At 48.6% G+C, this 20,743-nt stretch carries 15 protein-coding genes and 4 pseudogenes; 15 read left to right on the top strand and 4 right to left on the bottom strand.

Annotation, left to right across the window (positions count from 1 at the left end):
• The first annotated feature begins 449 nt into the window (after positions 1 to 449).
• From D8682_RS19810 to D8682_RS19800, 3 genes are all read left to right on the top strand, one after another.
• Complete coding sequence (locus D8682_RS19810) at positions 450 to 1,793, top strand: TolC family outer membrane protein (protein WP_121814963.1); 1,344 nt, start codon at positions 450 to 452, stop codon at positions 1,791 to 1,793.
• Between the two features lie 142 nt (positions 1,794 to 1,935).
• A complete protein-coding gene (locus D8682_RS19805) occupies positions 1,936 to 4,107 on the top strand; it encodes a type I secretion system permease/ATPase (RefSeq protein WP_202914349.1) in 2,172 nt (723 codons plus the stop codon).
• Positions 4,094 to 5,467: an HlyD family type I secretion periplasmic adaptor subunit gene (locus tag D8682_RS19800; RefSeq protein ID WP_064543685.1), complete on the top strand. Its 1,374-nt coding sequence runs from the start codon at positions 4,094 to 4,096 to the stop codon at positions 5,465 to 5,467. Before D8682_RS19805 ends, D8682_RS19800 begins: the two co-directional genes overlap by 14 nt.
• Positions 5,468 to 5,541: 74 nt before the next feature.
• Here D8682_RS19800 and D8682_RS19795 read toward each other — a convergent pair whose 3' ends face one another.
• Positions 5,542 to 6,150, bottom strand: coding sequence for a helix-turn-helix domain-containing protein (locus D8682_RS19795; RefSeq protein WP_064543683.1), 609 nt, complete (start codon positions 6,148 to 6,150; stop codon positions 5,542 to 5,544).
• A 627-nt stretch (positions 6,151 to 6,777) separates the two neighbouring features.
• On the opposite strand from D8682_RS19795, the gene D8682_RS19790 reads away from it, so the two are divergent.
• The 4 genes from D8682_RS19790 (at position 6,778) to D8682_RS19775 (ending at position 11,900) form a co-directional block, all read left to right on the top strand.
• A complete protein-coding gene (locus D8682_RS19790) occupies positions 6,778 to 7,563 on the top strand; it encodes a winged helix-turn-helix domain-containing protein (protein WP_121814961.1) in 786 nt (261 codons plus the stop codon).
• Positions 7,560 to 8,078, top strand: a complete 519-nt coding sequence (locus tag D8682_RS19785) for a hypothetical protein (protein WP_064543679.1) — start codon at positions 7,560 to 7,562, stop codon at positions 8,076 to 8,078. Before D8682_RS19790 ends, D8682_RS19785 begins: the two co-directional genes overlap by 4 nt.
• Before the next feature lie 148 nt (positions 8,079 to 8,226).
• Positions 8,227 to 9,519, top strand: a complete 1,293-nt coding sequence (locus D8682_RS19780; protein ID WP_121814960.1) for a diguanylate cyclase domain-containing protein — start codon at positions 8,227 to 8,229, stop codon at positions 9,517 to 9,519.
• Positions 9,520 to 9,644: 125 nt separating this feature from the next.
• Positions 9,645 to 11,900 (top strand): EAL domain-containing protein, encoded by a 2,256-nt coding sequence (locus D8682_RS19775; protein ID WP_121814959.1) that lies wholly within the window; start codon positions 9,645 to 9,647, stop codon positions 11,898 to 11,900.
• Between the two features lie 4 nt (positions 11,901 to 11,904).
• On the opposite strand, the gene D8682_RS19770 is transcribed toward D8682_RS19775, so the two are convergent.
• Positions 11,905 to 12,801 (bottom strand): LysR family transcriptional regulator, encoded by an 897-nt coding sequence (locus D8682_RS19770; protein ID WP_121814958.1) that lies wholly within the window; start codon positions 12,799 to 12,801, stop codon positions 11,905 to 11,907.
• 106 nt (positions 12,802 to 12,907) lie between these two features.
• Between D8682_RS19770 and D8682_RS19765 the strand changes: the two genes are divergently transcribed.
• The 3 genes from D8682_RS19765 (at position 12,908) to D8682_RS19755 (ending at position 15,310) form a co-directional block, all read left to right on the top strand.
• Entirely contained in the window at positions 12,908 to 14,287 is a 1,380-nt protein-coding gene (locus D8682_RS19765; RefSeq protein WP_121814957.1) for an MFS transporter, read from the top strand.
• Between the two features lie 2 nt (positions 14,288 to 14,289).
• Positions 14,290 to 14,655: a DUF4440 domain-containing protein gene (locus D8682_RS19760; RefSeq protein WP_121814956.1), complete on the top strand. Its 366-nt coding sequence runs from the start codon at positions 14,290 to 14,292 to the stop codon at positions 14,653 to 14,655.
• A gap of 283 nt (positions 14,656 to 14,938) precedes the next feature.
• On the top strand, positions 14,939 to 15,310 hold the full coding sequence (locus D8682_RS19755; protein WP_121814955.1) for a hypothetical protein: 372 nt from the start codon (positions 14,939 to 14,941) through the stop codon (positions 15,308 to 15,310).
• A gap of 281 nt (positions 15,311 to 15,591) precedes the next feature.
• Here the strand turns inward: D8682_RS19755 and D8682_RS19750 are convergent.
• Positions 15,592 to 15,969: pseudogene (locus D8682_RS19750) on the bottom strand (DUF2280 domain-containing protein); the annotation flags it as partial.
• A 224-nt stretch (positions 15,970 to 16,193) separates the two neighbouring features.
• Here D8682_RS19750 and D8682_RS27485 point away from each other — a divergent pair.
• The 4 genes and pseudogenes from D8682_RS27485 to D8682_RS19735 all read left to right on the top strand — a co-directional run.
• Positions 16,194 to 16,578 (top strand): annotated as a pseudogene (locus D8682_RS27485) (recombinase family protein); the annotation flags it as partial.
• Between the two features lie 3 nt (positions 16,579 to 16,581).
• Complete coding sequence (locus tag D8682_RS27240; protein ID WP_370090770.1) at positions 16,582 to 16,701, top strand: helix-turn-helix domain-containing protein; 120 nt, start codon at positions 16,582 to 16,584, stop codon at positions 16,699 to 16,701.
• Between the two features lie 98 nt (positions 16,702 to 16,799).
• Positions 16,800 to 19,060 (top strand): annotated as a pseudogene (locus D8682_RS27480) (M23 family peptidase).
• Positions 19,060 to 19,722 carry a hypothetical protein gene (locus tag D8682_RS19735; RefSeq protein WP_121814953.1) on the top strand — a complete coding sequence of 221 codons (663 nt, stop codon included), beginning with the start codon at positions 19,060 to 19,062 and terminating at the stop codon, positions 19,720 to 19,722. Before D8682_RS27480 ends, D8682_RS19735 begins: the two are co-directional and overlap by 1 nt.
• 197 nt (positions 19,723 to 19,919) lie before the next feature.
• On the opposite strand, the gene D8682_RS19730 is transcribed toward D8682_RS19735, so the two are convergent.
• On the bottom strand, positions 19,920 to 20,156 hold the full coding sequence (locus tag D8682_RS19730; RefSeq protein ID WP_121814952.1) for a hypothetical protein: 237 nt from the start codon (positions 20,154 to 20,156) through the stop codon (positions 19,920 to 19,922).
• 373 nt (positions 20,157 to 20,529) lie between these two features.
• On the opposite strand from D8682_RS19730, the pseudogene D8682_RS27475 reads away from it, so the two are divergent.
• Positions 20,530 to 20,643, top strand: a pseudogene (locus D8682_RS27475) (replication initiation protein); the annotation flags it as partial.
• Between the last annotated feature and the right edge of the window lie 100 nt (positions 20,644 to 20,743).

The raw sequence follows: 20,743 nt of genomic DNA, 5'->3' as shown, positions 1-20,743 counted from the left end.
CATTCACTAAATATTGCCAAATATAGCCATAAATGCCCATTAATGGACATTGCTCATTTGGCGCTAATTTATAAATGTAGAAAAAAACACAGTTATTAGAATTCTATTATCGTGCGCTTGACTGAGTTCTAAATATAATCAAAAATGACACAAAGTGAAACATCACATTACAGAACATTAAATTTCATTTCGAATGAAAGTCTGTTTAATGCCTGACAGATAAACACCGCGTGTTAATTGATATGATGTTTCGTGTTAAAAACAGAAATGGAATTCCCCAAAATAATTCGAGTTGCATGAAGGCGGCAAGCGAGGGAATCTCGATGAGCTTACTAAGGTAAGTGATTCGGGTGAGTGAACGCAGCCAACGCATATGCAGCTCGAAGAATGAAGGGGATATAAAGCGTGATATAGGGATATCGTTAACGCATGTAATAAGGCTTCATAAAATGAAGAAGTTTTTTGTTTTTATCCTGGGTTGTTTATCTGTACATTCTGTTAATGCAGAAAGCTTACCGAATACCGTCAAGCAAGCGTTATCCACTCATCCAGAAGTGAACGCTTCGGTAAATAGCCGCTATTCGGCGGAACAAGATTTACGTGCGGCACGCGGCGGTTATCTCCCTTCTTTAAATTTAAATGCCGAAGCGGGTCAAAAGAACCTCGACGACGCGACGACGCGCGCCGGTGGTGATAATAACGGGATGAATCTTTCCCCGAATGATGCCACCGTCAGTCTTGACCAGAATGTCTTCGACGGCTTTGCCACCACCAGTGAAGTGGGCCGCCAGAAAGCCACCGTTGATTCGCGCGCCTTTAGCGTGATGAATATTAGCGAAACCACGGCATTAGAAGTGGTTCAGGCTTATCTCGATGTGTTGCAACGCGAAGAATATGTTCATTTGGCGCAAGACGATTTAGCCAACCATGAACGTATCTACGACCAGATTCGTTTGCGCACCGATCAAGGCGTGGGGCGTTCTGGCGACTTAATGCAGGCAGAAGCTCGTCTGGCACAGGCTCAAAACAATTTACTGACTGAGCAGACCAACCTTGAAGATGCCAAAACATCGTTTACCAGCGTGACTGGCAGAGAGCCAGAAAACCTGAGCTTGCCTGAGAATATTGCGGCTGCGCTGCCGAAATCCCTGAAGGACGCTAAACAGGTGATGGAAGCCAACAACCCACTGTTGAAATCGGCTAACGCCGATATTGAAGCCGCCCATCAGCAATATGAAGCTTCAAAATCAACGTTTTATCCGCGTGTTGATGTTTCCCTTGCCCATAGCGTGAGTAACGATACCGATACCACGCGTGCCCATGCCGAAGAGTGGCAAGCGATGGTGAAACTGCATTACAACTTGTACCAGGGCGGTAGCGATAAAGCCACGATGGATTCCCGTGCTTATTTGCAAAAACAAGCACAGGACGTGAGAAATAACACGCTGCGCCAAATGAATCAGGAAATTGGCCTGGCATGGACGGCATTAAAAAATGCCCGCGACCAATTACCGGCAGCGGCAGAATATGCCGACCGCAGTGTAAAAGTGCGTACCGCTTATCAGGATCAATTCAGCCTCGGCGAACGAACACTGCTGGATTTATTAGACAGTGAAAACGAAGTGTTCTCATCTAAACGCCGCCTGGTTGAATTACGTTATCTGGAAATATCGTCCGGCTACCGAATTTCCGCGCGCATGGGTGAATTATTAAAAGACCTGAAAGTTAGCCCAACGCCAGCAGCTCAGCCAATTGATTCGGCGAGTAATAATACGTTGCCAGAACTTAATTAATTTCGCGTTCAATGGTGGATGACGCTGCGCTTATCCACCCTACAAAAATGTTTCGCGTAGGTCGGATAAGCGCAGCGTCATCCGACAAAAATTATTTCGTTCATCCGACAAAACTCATCAATGAATTTACAAGTTGTAACCCATGAATACAATGACAGAGGCTCCTCCACTGGAGGAGTCGCATTATCATGATCCGCGCAGCCGCCATGACGATCCCCTACTCGATTGCCTGCTGGTGCTTTGCACTTTGCATGGTAAATCGGCAAGCCGTTCAACTTTAAGCAGTGGCTTGCCGCTGGAGAACGACCGCCTGACGCTGACCATTTTGCCGCGTGCTGCGGCACGTGCCGGGTTAAAAGCGCGCATCATTAAACGCACGCTTAATAAAATCCCGGTCATGTCGCTACCGGCGATTCTGATGCTGCGCGAGGGTGGAGCTGCGGTATTGCTCGGCTGGAACGCCGATGGTTCCGCGCGTGTGATGCCAAGCGAAAGCGAAGGTGGTGAAATTCGCGTTGATGCGTCAATCCTTGAAGAAAGCTACACCGGACAGGTGATTTTTGCCCATCCGCGCCATGAGTTTGATTTGCAGTCTGAATCCTTCTTGCCGCGCACCAAATCCTGGTTCAAAGATACGCTGATGCTGTCGCGTTATCTGTATATGGATGCGGTGCTCGCCAGTTTGCTGATCAACCTGATCGCGTTGGGCACGCCGCTGTTCACCATGAACGTGTATGACCGCGTGGTGCCGAACCATGCCACGGTGACATTATGGGTGTTGGCGGTCGGTATTTGCCTGGCGTTCGTGTTTGATTTGATCTTAAAAATGCTGCGCGGTATTTGTCTCGATATTGCCGGGAAAAAGAGTGACCTGATTATCTCTGCCACGCTTTTTGAGCGCATTACCGGCATGGAGATGAAAGCCCGCCCGGCGCGAGTCGGCAGCTTTGCACAGAATATTCATGAATTTCAGTCGCTGCGCGATTTCCTCTCTTCGCTGACGCTGACCACGCTTATCGACTTGCCGTTTACGCTGGTGCTGTTGCTGGTGATCGCGATTATCGGCGGCTCGCTGGCGTGGATCCCGCTGCTCACCTTCCCTATCGCGCTGCTGATCAGTTGGGCGTTGCAGAAACCGGTGAATGCCGCCGTTGCCAAAACCATGAGCCTGGCCAGCGAACGCCAGGCATTGCTGATTGAAACACTCAGCGGCCTTGATGCGATTAAAGTGAACAACGCCCAGAGCGAGCGCCAGTACCAGTGGGAACAGACGCTTGGCAGCTTAAGCCGCCTGGAATTGCGCGTCAAAACGCTGTCGAGTTTTGCCAGTAACCTGACCGGTTGGTTCCAGCAAATGTCCGGCGTGCTGATGATTATTGTTGGCGTGTATATGATTATTGGCGGCAAGTTGAGTATGGGTGGCCTGATTGCCTGCTACATGCTGAATGGCCGCGCGCTGATGCCAATGGGGCAACTCACCGGTTTAATTGCCCGTTATCAGCAGGCGCGACTGACCATCAACAGCACAGAAAAAATGATGTCGATGCCGCAAGAACGCCGCGAGCATGAGCATCCGCTGAAACGCGAAAACTTCCGTGGCAGCATTGAGTTTAAAGACGTCGATTTCAGTTATCCCGAGCAGAAAAACCCGTCGCTGCACAAGATAAACCTGACCATTCAACCGGGCGAACGCGTCGGTATTATTGGCCGTAGCGGTTCCGGCAAAAGCTCCATCAGCAAGCTCATCATCAACCTTTACCAGCCTTCCAGCGGCAATATTTTGATTGATGATGTCGACGCCCGCCAGCTGGACGTTAACGACCTGCGCCATAGCATTGGCTACGTTCCTCAAGATATTCAGCTATTTAATGGCACGCTGCGCGATAACCTGGTCACTGGTGCGCGTTATGTCGATGACGAAACTATGCTGCGCGCCGCTGAGATTGCGGGCGTGAGCGAGTTCGCACGCATTCACCCTGATGGCTACAACCTGCAAGTGGGTGAACGCGGGATGCAGTTATCCGGCGGGCAACGCCAGGCGGTGGCGCTGGCACGAGCATTGTTACTCGAGCCGCCAGTTTTGTTGCTCGATGAGCCGACCAGTTCAATGGACAACACCAGTGAAGACAAGATTAAACAGGCGCTGGTGCCGTTTGTTGCCGATAAAACCTTGTTACTGGTGACTCACCGGGCGTCGATGCTGACGCTGGTTGATCGCCTGATAATTGTAGATAAAGGACGCATTATTGCCGATGGCCCGAAAGCCATTGTGATGGATGCGCTGAAGAAGGGGCAAATCAATGCGTCTCGCTGAGTTAATTTCCCGTTATCGTGAGCCGCTGCGCCGCTATTTTCAGGGGCGCGATGAAAATCAGGCTGACAATATTAATGAGGTAAGTCATGCACTTATTGATGATTCCCCGCGTGTTATCCGCCTGACGCTATGGACGATTCTGGCATTAGTGGTGCTGGCATTCATTTGGGCGGGTTTCGCCAGGCTGGACGAAGTGACGCGTGGCGAAGGCAAGGCCATCCCTTCTTCTCGTCTGCAAAAAATCCAAAACTTAGAAGGCGGTATTGTTACGGAACTGTTTGTTCATGAAGGGCAAATCGTTGAAGCCGGAACACCGCTGCTGCACCTGGATGATACGCGATTTGCGTCAAACGTCGGCGAAACCGAAGCGGACAAGCTCGGCTTACAGGCGAAGATTGACCGTCTGACCGCAGAAGCGGAGGACAAAGACTTTGTGATTTCAGATGACATCGTCAAGCTCGCCCCACAAGTGGCGCGTGGCGAAGTTGATTTGTTTAACAGCCGTCACCGCCAGTTCCAGAATGAGATTGAAGGCTTGCAAGAACAACTGGTGCAAAAACAACAGGAACTGCGCGACCTCAAGTCGAAACAGGATCAGTACAAACACAGTCTCGGTTTGCTACAACAAGAGATCAAAATGTCTGAGCCGTTGCTGGCGTCTGGCGCGATTTCTAAAGTCGAGATCCTGCGTTTACGCCGCACCGAAGTAGAAACTAAAGGGATGCTGGACTCTATTACGCTTTCCCTGCCGAAGTCTGCGTCGGAAGCGAAAGAGATTGAGAACAAGATTGGTGAAAGCCGTAACCGCTTCCAGAGCGATGCGTTATCGCAACTCAATGAAGCGCGCACCAACCTGAGTAAAGCCGAAGCAACGGGCAAAGCACTGGAAGACCGGGTGAACCGCACCATGGTGGTTTCACCGGTGCGCGGTATTGTGCAGCAGGTGATGGTGAATACCATTGGCGGGGTTATCCAGCCAGGCAGTGATTTGGTTGAGATTGTTCCGCTTGATGACAAGTTGCTGATTGAAGTGAAAATTCAGCCGCGCGATATCGCCTTCCTGCACCCAGGACAGCATGCAGTGGTGAAATTCACCGCTTACGATTACACCACGTATGGCGGCCTGAACGGTGAGCTGGTGCAAATTAGCCCGGATACCGTCACCGATAAGCAAGGCCACAGTTACTACGTTGCGCGCCTGCGAACCGATAAGAATTACCTTGGGAGCAAAGAGCACCCGATGTTGATTATTCCGGGGATGGTGGCGACGGTTGATATTCTGACGGGTAAGAAGTCGATTCTGAGTTATCTGCTGAAGCCGATTATTCGGGCAAAGGCTGAGGCATTACGGGAAAGATAATAAAAAAACCGCAACGGGTAACGTTGCGGTTTTTTACCAGAATCGTAGGTCGGGAAGGTGTTGCGCCCCCGACATTACGAATTAAAATTACAAGACGCCAACTTCCCACGATTCAAAGACAATTTCTCCTCGTTCACTAACTCCTGCAAAACCTTATGAATCGCGCTGCGCGAGATATGGTTGCGGCTCAGGATAAAGGTATATACCGAGGTTTTTTCGCGGATCTCAGGTTCAAGAGACCAAATATGCTTCACATGTTCCGTCACAATTTCGCGGATAGTTTTATGAGAACGCATATTTTCACGCTGGAAGTAGCGCTGAAGATGGCTGGTTAAAATATCAAACGCGTGAATCCATAAGCTCTTTTTCGTCAGCAGCTCATTGGCATTCGCGGTGCTCATGACCCACATTTCACAGTCAGAATCACATCGTAAATAATGCGACGCCACTTCACTACGCATCTGCGCCAGACCAAGTATTGCTGGAGCTGCGAGGCTTATCGTGACGAGATCATTTTCGACTCGGTATACGGAGACTGTTCCTTTCTCCAGGAAAAATAAATTGCCGTCCTTTCTTAGCTCAATGCGCTGACGTTTTTTTCGCAACGAAAAATACGCATTTTCCGATCTTTTTAATTCATCGCCAATGAGCATGACCGATTCATCTACGTTAAGGCTGGACATCAATTTCTCTTACTTAGATTGTGGATATAGATTATCTCCATTCACTGAGTGAAGGAGACTGCCCTTAAGCAATTTGATAACTCATTACTCTTCACTTATATCAATATAGGATATAAGGGCAAACCTGCACTTAATAAGCCAACGTTTTTAAGGCCGCTGCCAGGCGACTTTAAATGATCAAACTTATAGTTTACCTGGTAAAATAATACGCAATAACTCACCCATTGTTATAAACAGAGGTATTTAGCGGTGAGTAAAGGCGAGTAAAACACTCAGGTATTATATTCTAGCGGCACAATCGAGTGCATTGACCGTGAAGAACATCTTCCAGGTGTCAACTTTTATGCCGTTATGTGTCTGAGTATATTTATCTGCGGGTTTAACGTAATGTTTTTCATCTTTGCGGCGGGATCTTTCTCTTTGCAATTAAAAAAGAAAACCTAAAAATATGTAACATATTGATTTAAAGCTAGTTTTAATGTTCGTTATGTGTGTGTTATTTGTTAGTAGTATTGTGAATAGCTGAAATAAAGCGCAACGCGGTGCAGGTCAGATGAAACATAAGGTTATTCCCTGCACCAATATGCTTATAATGACACGTGTAAATACCAGCCTGAGTTAACGAGCATGCCCGAAGCAGATAATCTGTTTTATCTCATTGAAAATAAAATACTATTCATCCCTGCAAAGCAGTCTCTGGTGCATATGGATAGCCACGAACAGATAAAACTCAAGCCAACTGCTGCGTTATGCCTTTTGTTGCTGCTCAGAAACCATGGTGCCATTGTCACGCAGAATGAGTTGCTCGCGTTCGCATGGGGAGAAAGCCACAGGCAGGTGAGTTTTAACGCGTTTTATCAAAGCATTCTTTCTTTGCGAAAAACTTTTGCGCAAATGAATGTTGAGAAACAAATAATCACCACGGTTCCACGTAAGGGTCTTATCATCCAGCGAGAAATAAGCGTGGAAGAACAGCAGGACCCAGTGCCAGAAGCACAACCGGAACCATCACCCTCAGAAACCATTACTGAATCGCTACCTTATAAAGCGACAAATGATAAGCGTTCTATTTTAAATCTGACGGAATGGTGGATGATTATCGCCACCGTGATAATCATCGGCATCATTATCTATCCCCGCGTATTCAACGAACAATATTTTTCCGGCTATGTTTCGCCAATGAAATATGATGGACAATGCCATTACTTTTTCAATGGAGATTCCAGTAATCATCTCCGCCATAAGGAATTCATCCAGCAACATCCTGATATGTGCCAGGACGATAACTACCTCTATATCACTGCGTATCCAGAAACAAAAAATATTTCAGTCATTCTATGCACCACCAGTATGGAGTTATCACGCGGTAATTCCTGCCAATCCGTCTATTATCCTCGGTACGATAGTCAATGAAGATATTCACCGCGATCTCCTCACTCCGAACCCAGACGCGCGTCATTTTTTTAGTCTGCGTCGCGATTGTAACCGGCCTGGCGGTGTATCTTTATCAACCGCCAAATGACGCACGACACAATCTCGTCTGCCGTGCGACGTTACAGATAAACAGAGATAAGGCTTCTTTCCGTGGGATTATCGATTTTAAATCCGGCGACGGCAAAGGCATTGCCCACATTAACGGCATCATTAATGTAAGTGCCCAGGAGGAGTATACCGTCCAGCGAACCATCCTCTTTACCCATGCGGATTATGGGCTCAGCCCTGTCTGGGTATCTCGCCAGATAATCGTATCAAACCGCGAAACCGCGCCTTCAGGGGTACTCCAGCAATTCCTCCCTGACTTTTATCTCAAAAGTGCTGGCGTGACAGATATCGATATCTTTACCCTGAACAAAGATGCCGATCTCATCACCCGCGAAGGTATTCCCTATTTATACTGCCAGAAGTACATGTTGCCTGAGGACGAGTAAGATTTGCCCAGGATAATATTGCCCCCTGGTGCCAAGGTGATATTTATCCTACCTAAGTATAAAGCTATTACATAACGCTATTACGCTGCGGGATAATTCAGTTTATAATAAATAAGCATGCCTCCTGAGAGTAAATTTTAAGTTAAATATGTTATTTAATTATGATATTTCATTAGTTTTACTCGCTATAATTATTTCGGGCATAGCTTTTTATGTCTCTTTTTGGCTATGTAAAGCAGGCGCGCGTAAAAAACATTATTGCTGGCCTTTATTTAGTGGCCCAACAATGGGCTGCGGGATATGGGTTTTGCACTATATGGTGATACAGGCACATCATCATAGCCACGTTATTAATTATAACATTCAAAAAACGCTGGCCTCATTGCTGATCGCTATAGTCGGTTGCTCGCTGGGGTTTGTGTGTTTTTTATTCAAAAGACTGCGTGGGCAACACTATCTTCTGCCTGCTTTAATCTTTTCTGCGACAGCCGCTTCTATGCACTATTTGGGGATGGCCGCTATCATCAATGCAGGCGATTGGTACGTCAGCAATACTAAAATCATCCTGTCGTTGATTGCGATTTTTATCACATCGTTAGTCATGTTGCGCCTGACCCATCTCATGTTGGTCATTACCAACAAAAATGATATTTATGCCAACTTCTATCGACTAAGTGCCACTCTTACGTTGTGTTGTGGTGTCGCCATCATGCACTTTTTAGGGTCATGTGACATCAACATGGGCTCTATTCCGATGTCATCAATGCCTAAGGATGACTATATCGAAAATACCATCGCCATGACATTGATCGTACTTGTCGCGCTGGTATTTCTGCTGGCAATATTTATTTGGTTTGTTAATTTTAAAGAACATTTAAGTAATGAACTACTCAAGCGCGAGTTAATTAAAAAGAACTTGCAGCTTAAACAAATGACACAGCATGATTCATTAACGCAATTGCCCAATCGGCTGTATCTGCAAAAACATCTGAATACCCTTTTCACCAACCAGACAGACCTGTTGTTTATCATGTTTATCGACCTGGATGGGTTTAAACGCGTCAACGACGTCTGGGGTCATGCGGTGGGGGATGAACTGCTGGTGAAAATTTCGCAAACCCTCAAAGAAAATATCAGTCGCGAAGGCTTTGTCGCCAGAATTGGCGGTGACGAATTTATTGTCGTCGTTTGTCAAAAAGATAAACAAGTGGTTATTCAACTGGCGAAGAAGTTGCTTGCGCGGATTGCTGATACCTATGAGCTTTCAGCCACTAGCGTAGATTTTATCTCTGCCAGCATTGGCATCTCCATTTACCCGGAGCATGGTAATGATGTCGCCACTTTGCTTAAAAAAGCGGATGTCGCGATGTATTACATCAAAAATCGAGGAAAAAATAGCATCACATTTTATGATGAAATAGAGATGACATTGCCGAGTTAATCGGCACTTAAAAACGAAGAGCAGTAAAGAATTAGCACAACCGAGTAGCAAAATACTCATTCTTAAGCAATGGATGCTTGTGAATCACTCCAAAACCTGGATTTAGTGAAGAAAAGCTAACATTGATGATGAAACTTTCTACAGCATATAACAGATATAAAGATAAATGGTGGGCGTTGCCCCTGGTGCTACCGTTTATGCTCTACCCCATCACCCAGTATTTGAGCACCTATGGCACGGTGGATGGCTTTGAAATCCCGTTCTTTTATCTGAACATGGCTCTCACCACCATCCTGACGGTGATTTATGGTTTTAAGGCACTGCCCGGGATCATTCTGTGTATCTTTTACCGCGTTTACCCGGACCGTGGTTTAGAACCCGCGTTAATGTCGATACTGCACTATTTTACCTCAGTAGCGATCTGCTGCGCGGGGTACTATTACTTTACTGGCAAAAGAGGCCGCGCAAGTTTTGGGCGATATAACCTGACGTGGCAACGCATTTTTTGGCTGGTAGTGGTTAACGCTACGCTATTTCTTAATTATTTTCATGCCGAGCTCTATTTAGGGTTATTCGGGATGAATCCGTCCATGATGTATGTCAGCCCTTTCACGACCCGAACATTAATCAACTATCAGGGAATGTTAGTGGGGAATATCATTGGTTTGCCGATGCTATATCTGGTCATTCGGTCGATTAGAACCCCTGCCTACACATTGAAATATCTGAAAAAAATTCGTCATCAGGTGGCCAACGATTTGCGGTTGCCGGAACTGACATGCTTAGTCGGTTCATTGGCGGTACTCACGATACTGATGATTGCCCCACTCAGCCATTCATTGCCGCTGATGAATTCTATTTATACGCTGACATTATTACTGCCGCTGATGATATGGGGTACGTTGCGTCTGGGCCATGCGGCTATCTCGATTGTGTGGTGGGTGCTGCTGATTGTGTTATGCAGCCATATTCAAAGATTCATCCCACATGATGCTTACTACACATTACATCTTGCGGTTGCCACGTCCTGTTTCTCTGCCTTTTCAATAACCATTACCCTGATGGCAATCAATATTTCTCGTCAGCGAGTCTTGAATTTAAAGACTCAGCGCTTGATGTATATTGACCCAGTTGTGCATTTACCCAATTTGCTGGCACTGGAAGCGGATTTAAAACAAAACACGGTCTCAGTCTTATGCCAATTGTATATGCCTGACCTTGAGTTGTTAGGGCGAAATTATGGTTTGCTCATGCAGGTGCAATATAAACAACAGTTAGCACGCTACTTAGAACCCGTTCTGGATAAGGATGAGCTTATTTATATGAGTTCAGGCCATGATTTAGTGATGCGAATTTGCCCTCTACATGCTGAGAAACGCATTGCGGAAATCTATAGCAAAGCCAAAGATTTTCGTTTTATCCGCGATGGCGTAAAACTGTATCCGCAAATCGGTTGTAGCTACTGCATAATTAATTACCCCGTGGGACACCTGTATTTATTAATCGGTGAACTACGAACACTGGCCGAAATTTCACTTACCACTAATCTGCCTGTCGACCTGAGAAAGCAAAGTAGCCGCCAGGTGCAAAACCAGGTGAAAACCAAAGTCGACATGATGAACCAGTTGCAGCGGGCGCTGGAGTTGGACCGTTTTGTATTAATGGTGCAACCGATTGAAAGTAAAAAGGGAGATTGCTATCACGAAGTCCTGTTGAGGATGCGTGGCAATAACGACGAACTCATTTTCCCCAATACCTTCCTGCCACTGGCGAATGAGTTTGGCATGTCATCGAGTATTGATTTATGGGTTTTACATAACACCATGAAATTTATGGATGAGACTCGTCACTCACGGCCAAACCATCGCTACGCCATTAACCTGACACCGGCATCAATTTGCCGCACTGATATGGCAAACCATATTGAGAGGTTGATGATTAAGCATGGTATTTCACCTGCGCAACTGGTGCTGGAAGTCACCGAGGCCGATGAGTTAACCAATAATTTGCAGGCAGAGAAAACACTGGATGCTTTACAACGCCTGGGTTGTAAAATTGCGATTGACGATTTCGGAACCGGTTATGCCAGCTACGCTCGGTTAAAAACCATGCGCGCGGATATTCTCAAAATAGACGGGAGCTTTATCCACAATATTAATTCCAGTGAAATGGACTACAAAATTGTGCAGTCAATTTGCGAGCTAGCCCGCATTAAGAACATGACTCTGGTGGCCGAATTTGTTGAAACAGAAGACATTCGCACAACGCTTTATCGCATGGGCATTGATTATGTCCAGGGCTACTTAATTGGCAAACCTGCGCCAATAGAAAGCTTGCCCGCAACGGCGATACCCGGCTTACCAGATACCGCAGTGGGATAACGAATTATTTTCCCGCGTCGACCCACTCACGCAAAAAATCGATAAACACACGCACTTTCTCGGGGACGTGGCGGGTATTGGGGTAAAGGGCATAGATACTCTGGCGCGGAAACTGGTGGTCCGGCAACAAGGCCATCAGTTCACCGAGCTTAAGAGACGAGCGCACCAACCATTCTGGTAACAGCGCAACTCCCGAGCCTTGCGTGGCGAAGGCAAGCAGCGCGCCTGCGCTGTCTGCGACAATCGCAGGAGGGTTCTCGACCTTAAATAAAACCGCCTGCTGCTCCGGGGTCACCACCTGCCAACTCAGCGGTGAGCTAAGCCTGCTGTGGGCAAGCCAGGACGCATGCGCTAACTGTGCCAAATTTGCTATCGGGTGTTCGGCGAGATAAACAGGTGAGGCAACAGGATAAATAGCAAAACTGTCGATGGGAGCCGCCCGGAGGCTGGAATCCGCAAGCTGCCCCAGGCGAATGGCGACGTCAAAACGTTCGGCAATTAAATCAGCGTGATAAGAAGAGGATACGTGTTGAATACGCAACTGTGGATGCAGGCGAGAGAAAGCAGCAAGTGCAGGAACCACTACCTTAGCACCGTATTCCGGCGTGCTGGTGATCCGCAGTACACCGCTTAACCCGCCATGATCCTGCTGGACGTTATCAAGCAGGTTTTCCGCCTCCTCCAACAAACGCTGACAACGCAGGAAAAAGCGCTCTCCGACGTCGGTCAATGACAGCCGGCGGGTGCTGCGAGCCAGCAAAGACACACCGAGCTCAGCTTCTAACTGTTTGATATTAAAACTCACTGCTGCCTTGGTTTGCCCAAGCGCCGTGGCTGCAGCAGTAAAACTCCCCGCCTCTACCACCGCCACAAATATCGTTAGCCTTTGCAGATTAAGCATCTCGAACTCTGTCACTGTCAAAATAATTTTGACAGTGTAATCCTCTGGCGGTGATTTATCCTCCCTTTGTGCGTCGCTACACTCCTCCCCTCTAATCGGAGGTGGTATGCCCTATCGCACTAAAGTCGCCGTTGTCTACCTGCTCGGTTTTTTCGTCGATTTAATCAATATGTTTATCGCAAACGTCGCGTATCCCGCCATCGGCCACGGGTTGGGGGCATCGGTCAGCGAGCTGACCTGGGTGAGCAACGCCTATATTCTCGGGCTGACGCTGGTGATTCCTCTCAGTGCCTGGCTGGCAGAAAAAGTGGGCGGGCATCGGGTGTTTCTGCTTTCGCTTGGAATATTTCTGGTTGCGACGCTGGGCGCGGGCTGTGCACAAAGTATAGGGCAGCTAATCGGCTGGCGGCTGTTACAGGGCATGGGTGGTGGCCTGCTCATCCCCGTGGGGCAGACTCTCGCCTACCAGCTTTACCGCCCCCACGAAAGAGCAGGTCTGTCGGCGGCAATTATGCTCGTTGGCCTGCTTGCTCCGGCGATTTCTCCCGCACTCGGTGGGCTGATTGTCGATACGCTTTCCTGGCGCTGGGTCTTTTTTGCCAACCTGCCGTTGGCGCTGCTTGCTCTACTGCTTGCCGCACTCTGGCTGCGCAGAGAATCCAGCACACAGACGCGGACGCCGCTTGATGCCATCGGCCTGCTCAGCGGTTGTAGCGCCCTGCTGCTAATTCTGCTCGGGTTAACCCGACTTGCCGAGAGCGACGACGGGCTGGCTTCCGGTTTGGTTATGCTTGCCGGTGGCCTGGTGATGCTGGCAGGTTATGTGCGCCACAGCCTGCGGCATTCCCATCCATTGCTTAATCTGCGGTTGGTACTGAACCCACTTTTGCGTAACGCCATGATGATTTACCAGGCCATTCCTGGCATCTTTATTGGCGTAAATCTGGTCGCAATGCTGTATTTGCAGAACCAGCTTGGCATGAATGCCACGCATGTCGGCAGCCTGATGATCCCCTGGTCGCTGGCGTCGTTTATGGCGATAACGTTTACCGGAAAACAGTTCAACCACTTTGGCCCGCGCCCTCTGCTGATTACCGGCTGCATTATGCAAGGATTAGGGATTCTGGTGCTGTCCCAAGTGGGGAGCGCACAACAGTATCCATTGCTGCTGTTGGCGTTTGCGATGATGGGATTTGGTGGGAGCCTATGCAGCAGCACTGCGCAAAGCTGCGCCTTCCTGCAAGTGAACGATGCGCAGCTTGCCCAGGCCAGCGCCTTGTGGAATATCAATCGCCAGCTCAGCTTCTGCCTGGGTATAGCACTATTAAGCTTGCTGCTTAATAAATTGCAGGAAAATATGCCTGCCACGTTAGCCTGGCATTGGTGCTTTTACCTGGCAGCCGCCAGTGCGCTGATCCCTGCGATGCTCTGTCTGCGTATCCCCAACCGCGCCATCGTGCGCCAACTTAACGCTCAAAAGGAATAAAGATGAACCCGTATATCAGAGAAGTCATTGATGCCCACGTCGCAATCGAAAACTGGCTGGGCAAAGGTGAAGGTGACGTGGAAGCGCTGCTGGCACGCTTCGCCCCGTCGTTTTCCATGATCACCACTAGCGGTGTAAAGCTGGATTTTGCGATGCTGAGTGCCTTTTTCCGCGGGCAAAGTGCGGCGAAACCGGGGCTAAAAATTGTCGTCGAAGAAATTAAGATCGTTGAAGACTGGCTGACTGGGGCGCTGGTTAGCTACAGCGAAAGGCAAACCCTGCCAGGGCAAGAGCCCACGCTGCGCTACTCTACCGTCGTCTTTACCGATACGAAGTGGAAATTGTTGCATGAGACTGCGGTTGTTTAGGTAATACATAGTGACAGAACTGGAGGTTTTCAAACGGTGACGCAAGGGGGGTGAAGGGAGTAGAACAAACCGATACAACATCAGTGATAGAGCTATTCAGCGAATATTGAATTTTGATTCTATACATATTTCTATACACATTTGTTTTTGCTTGCCGGTTAAATGATGAATTTTCGCCCAATGAAAACTTACTCGACTCCTTCGCAGGTCACCTCATATACCGTAAGCCTGCACATTCCTTAATGTAGGATAGATGTATCCCACGTTAAGGAATCTGCCCGCCATGAGAATGACCAGCCGCAAAAAAGAAATCCTGAGCTACTACGAACCGGATAGCCTGGAATGGGTGACGGGTGAGATTGGTGCGCCTCCGTTCGATGTGTCCGGTGTAGCCTGGTTGCTTCATGGCCTTAGCAGTCACGATAACCGTTATCAGCTTGAATCTACCCGACGCACATTGGAGGCAATGGTTAATGATGGTTTGCTGGAGCAGATAACCAGTTATGAGCGGCGGCAGGACACGACACAATCAGGTGGCGGTAAAGGCGTCTGGTGTAACTGTAGCCGGTATGGGTTGCCCGGTTCCAGTGTTGTGCGTCGTGATGAAGGCGGTAAGCATGATGCCATAGACGGGGAAGCGGTGCGGGTCGGCTAAATGCTGCTTTTCGGTGGTTACCAAAAGTGGTTACCGGGCTGGTTACCATCTTTGGTTCGCATGGGAATACGTCATTTCGGTGCGAACCTTTGTGCGAACCTCACGCCTGCGAACTTCACTTCTGGGTGTCGGGAGCTGTGTATTCGGTACCGTGGTTACCATTATCAATAGCCTTTTCGGTGGAAACCAACTTGGAAACCTCACCAGTGGAAACCATGCGTTTCGGTGGATACCAGAGTGGATACCACCAGCATGGATACCAAACCATCATTGGGCCGTTACAGCTTTTTCCTGTTGGTATACATATCACCGCACTCCTTCGCAGCCTGTTCAATAAGCTTTGCTGCCAATGGGTAGTTCTTCATACTCTCAGCCTGAGAAGCCATTCGATCCAGTGAACGCAATCGGATTGCTTTGTTAGCGATCGGAATGCCTGATAATTCTTTCTGAAGCTGCTCACGGGTGAAGTGGAAAAGCTCAACCCACTTCTGCGCCAGCTTCTTACCATTCGCCTTTGTTGGGTCGTGCGATTCGACCTGTTGCCGCGTGATAACTAAACCGAATTCTTCCTGGACGGCCTTTACTACCTGGGATGGTGTATCGAGGCAGGCCAGCGCCTGTACTATGTAGGCTTTAACCGCTGTTGTTAGTGCTGCCATTGATCACCGCCTTGTCATACTCAGTCATAAATTTATGCCAATTTTACCACGCTCCATTTTGATAAATACGCGTTCAGATAATGCGTTTTCGCTGCGTACCTGTTTGCGTACTTCTGCTTTGCGTACCGCTCTAAAGTTTACATCTGGGATAACCCCGCATATTGAATTTCATCACTGTCTTACACTGGTAAAATGTCCACCTGTTTATTTATCAGGTAACCATCATGAGCAAGTCAATGTCTGTTACTTTCCGCGTTCCTGCTGAACTGGCCGGGGCGTTCAACTCTGCTGTGAATGAGTCAAGCACCGATAAAACGGCATGGCTGATTGAGGCAGTACGTCAAAAACTGAACCGGCCAGACAGCAACCCTGAAAATCATCTGCTTGTACTGGTGGAGCGAATGGAAGCGGCAGCGGCTGCGCTGGCTGGAGGCAAGCAAGGGATACCACCTCAGCCCTACAATGAATCGGCTGTCCGGTTTATCGATGACGGGAGCAGTACTGATGGTGACATGGGAGAAATGGTGGCCACCATTCTGTCGGCTGTAGCCCAGGCCGAGCAGCAGAGAATTCTGGAACGTACAAACGAAGGCAGACAGGAAGCAAAACTGAATGGTCGCAAACCGGGAACAGGTACTGGCTCTACGGCAGGAAGGCCTGGGCGCATCGGAAATAGCCCGTCGACTGAATATTGCCCGCTCCACGGTCTATAAAATATCTGGTGAGGCGTAAGTATTCCGCATTTTCTTTGCAAGTGGACAATGCTTATTTAAATAAAACTGCGCTATTCTGCGCTTTTATGAATTCTAAAAATCAGACAGGGAGTCAGCATGATAATCAGCCCGCCATTTATCCGTGAACAGAACGCTGGTGACAGTGAGGATTCATGGGTAAACAGTATGCTTCCCATCGACGCAACGCGGAGCTTCCCACTCAATGCGCATGGTTCCTGGCATGGTGGTGTACACGTCACCCATACCGACAAAACCCACCACCCGGAAATGGTCCGGGCGATTGCTGATGGTGTGGTGGTCTCTTTCCGTAAGCCATCTGGAACGGATAAGCGCGATGCATTCCCGCTGAACTACAACGGGCAGACTGATAACGGATATGTGCTGCTGAAACATGAAACCTCCATAGGTTCAGGTGACAGCGGCAGTATTGTTTTCTATTCCCTGTATATGCACCTTCGCGACCGACTGGACCCGGCAGTGGCAGAGGGTGCCAGAATCTGGCGTAAAGACCCTATCGGGATGAATGGCATGGTGGACGGCGTGAATGCCTTCCATTTTCAGGTGTTCTGTGACGACGAGAACATGCTGAGACTGACTGGGCGAACCACTCCAGGTCTGAACATCGCAACAGACGGCAGAACGGACACGATTTACGGCGATATTCATTTTTACCTGCCTGCAGGAATACCGTTTTATGAACAGGTTTCCGATGCAGGTTCACCAGATACGGGCAATCTGAATAAGGTTCATACCAGTACAGAGCCGTTGTTCGTCAGCATGACCTTTGAAAACGGTAGCTGCACAATGGTCACACGAAGGAAAAATGCGACCAGTGATTTTATCTATGACACGGTAGGCGATCCCCTGGTGGATACCGACAGCATTAAGCATGATGATGACGGTAAACCTGTCGGTTATGAATACAGCCTGTACCGCACTGCATGCCGCCTGTATCCACAAAATCCGTCAGCCGGGTTCGAGCTGCTCCGCTTCGGGCGGGTCATCAACACTGAACATGAAACCCTGACACCTGCCAGTGCTCCACTGTGGCGCACCGTCAGTTTTCCCGGTGGTACGGGTATGGTCAATCTGGCCTCTCCCGACATAAAAAAATTCAGCGATGCCGACTTTCCCCACTGGACGGGGTGGTGGATGGTGGATGGTGGATGGTGGACGATGACACGGACAATAACAGCCAGTGCAATTCTCCGCTCATTGCGGATTTACAGAAAAGCGGGCACCTCAGCGAGCTGGGCGACAAACTTGTCTGCCATTTTCCACTGGAATGGAATCCAGCCACCTTTGACCAGCGCTATGCCTGGCTGAAAAAAGGCAGTGAAGATGTACCCGCCATGTCGGATACGGACTACAGCAAAATCAAAGAGCATGCCTCTGCGCTGTGCTTTGATACGGGCGAACTTGGCACTGGCCGACTGTGGCATTTCCACCCAGCCGCATTTATCAGCCATTTCCGCAAATGTTACTGGCTCAGCAAATCAGAGCTGAAGCAGGTTGTTCCCCGGAACGTGTTAAGAATGGTTCGACGGAATGATTACCGCTGGGAGGCCATCACCTACCGGGATGGAGCAGGGAGCGTCGCGGACAATATCCGCACACACATAAACAGGGCTATGCAAAAATACCTGATAACTACCCCGCTGCGTATGGCCTGTTTTCTTGGTAACGGTATTCAGGAAACGGGCTGGCTGGGATCAATGGAAGAGGGTTACCGTTATACAGAAACAGACCCGCGTACACATCAGGTCATTCGCCGCTACAACATCTGGTATTACCCGTGGTACGGGCGCGGCCTGTTACAGCTAACTAATCCTGAAAACTACTTTGATTATTTCAGCTTCAAGGGAAGAACCTGCGCTGAAAATATCAAAAACACCCTGATAAATGAATATAGTCGCCTGTATTTACACCGGGGCATTCGCTACACCGACAATCACCTGTCTGATACTGAAAACCACGTACCTGAAAATATTATCCAATGGCGAAATAACGTCAGCAACGACCTTTATGAGGCGACCAGCAGCGCCGGATTTTACTGGGTGGCAAGGGATATGGCCTTCTACGCCGACAACGAGCATGTACTGGAGCGGTGTAGCGTTACCCCCCTTGGGAGTGGGATAAAAATTTACTATAGGAGCCAGGCATTCTGGCAGGCCAGCGCAGCCGTTAATCTGCCAAGCCAAGTCGGCAACAGGCAGTATCAAGGGCTGAATGGTTTTGATGCCCGATGCTGTGTCTACGGCAGCGCAATAGCCGTCCTCACCGAGCAGAAATTCCCGGACAGCAATAACACCCCTGTCAACGAAAAACCTGAATCAAACCAACTAAGGAGAGGATGATGAAGAAATTATTACTGTTGGCGGTAGTCCCTTTTTTTTCCTCTGGAAAAATAACGCCGGAGATTACCATTCCAGACAGATTCAGCGACCTATCTTTTTACCAAAAAACGGTGGATCGATATGACTACTTGGCAGATACAGCTGGCTGCGGAACTGTTTCATTAAAATTATTCTATCCACCTGAACATAATAAATATCCACCATCAGGCCAAACCCCGTGGCTTTGCCTGTATTCTGTTGATGTTACTAATAATGGATATGGTCCTGACCAAGTCCTACCTGAAAAGGTCTATCTTGATGAAAAAACAGGATTATGGGAAAAGAAAAAGTACACCTTGAGCAAGGAGAGCACCAAGCGATCTCAAGAGGTTTATGGCATTAAAAGTCTGAGCGAACTACAGCCTGTGGAACTGTATAATATCCAGTCCGTCAATGCCCGTGGCTATGCGGTTATCGACAGCAATATTCCCCTGTGGGAAAAAAAGAAAGGGGTAAAAAAATATATCTCATTCTGTCTGATACAAAATCAGAGCTATTCTGCTTTCTGTGGTTCAAGATCGATGATCAATATCGTCGACGGAAAAGAAGTCGATTTCACTCCCTACATGCTCAAGTCTCTTGAGACCATCGAAATGGGTCTGCCAGAAAAACCGGCCAAGTAACGACCAGATTAAACATAACATCCGTTGTCGGCACCGCTAAAACGCGCTGGGCGCGTTTTTCGCCTGAAGACAGCGAAAACCACAGCTTACCAGGCAACGCGTCTGATGAATTTTGCAGGGGTGAATGGCTATGCACCGGACTGCATGGCGGGCCGTTTCAGCCCGCTTGCCCCCAGAAACCGCCGGAAAGAGCCCTGTCAGCGCCGGAAAGGTTTCGGTTTTGACCAGGTAAACTCCGCTTCCTGTCTCGCCTCTGCCCGCTCCGCCTGCTTCTTCGCCGCATAGCGGGCGGACTCTATCTGCGCCCTCGCCTGGTTAAGCACAATATGCCTGTTCGGCTGATTGAGCTTCTTCCCGGCAACCCGTTCCGCTTCCGCCACGGCATCATCAAGGAATTTTTTCTCCGCCGGGGTTAATTCGGTCAGTCGTGACATAACACCTCCTGATAAAACAATCCCTGTAGTCTGCCAGAGAGCACGGGGACTAAACATCCCCTGTCCCGCAAGTGGGCCCGCGGCCCACCTCTGAAAACGGTGAACGGGTACGCAATTTATTGCGGGGTCGTGAGGTGTTGGACAAGCGGCAGCGCGTCAGAAAAAGCACAGTTGGGGTTCGAGGGCCAACCGTGTGGAAAACTACGTTAAGAAACTAACAATCTGAAATATCAAGACTTATGAGACGGCATGTTTGGCGCAAAAAAGCGGTTCCAAATATCGTTTTTTGGTCATTTTGAGACCGAATAGTATCAAAATCGATTTCTGATACCGCTTAGCGTGGTTTTTTACATCACTGAACTTCAAACCCCGTAACTATCGTCTTGAGTCCAACCCGGAAAGACACGTAAAAACGCCATTGGTAGCAACCATTGGTAACTTGGGGTATACGAGAGATGTATTCAGAGGTCTTGAAGTTGTGGCCTGACTGCGGCTACACTGAAGGAACAGTATTTGGTAATTGCGGTCTCGTATACTCAGTTACCTCGGTTAAGCAGTTCCCCAACTGACTTAACCTTCGATCAAGC

Origin of the sequence: Buttiauxella sp. 3AFRM03 (genome assembly GCF_003675305.1) — a bacterium.
GTDB classification, from domain to species: Bacteria; Pseudomonadota; Gammaproteobacteria; order Enterobacterales; family Enterobacteriaceae; genus Buttiauxella; species Buttiauxella ferragutiae.
Note: the sequence above shows the minus strand (reverse complement) of the source record. Positions and strands in the feature narration are given on the sequence as shown.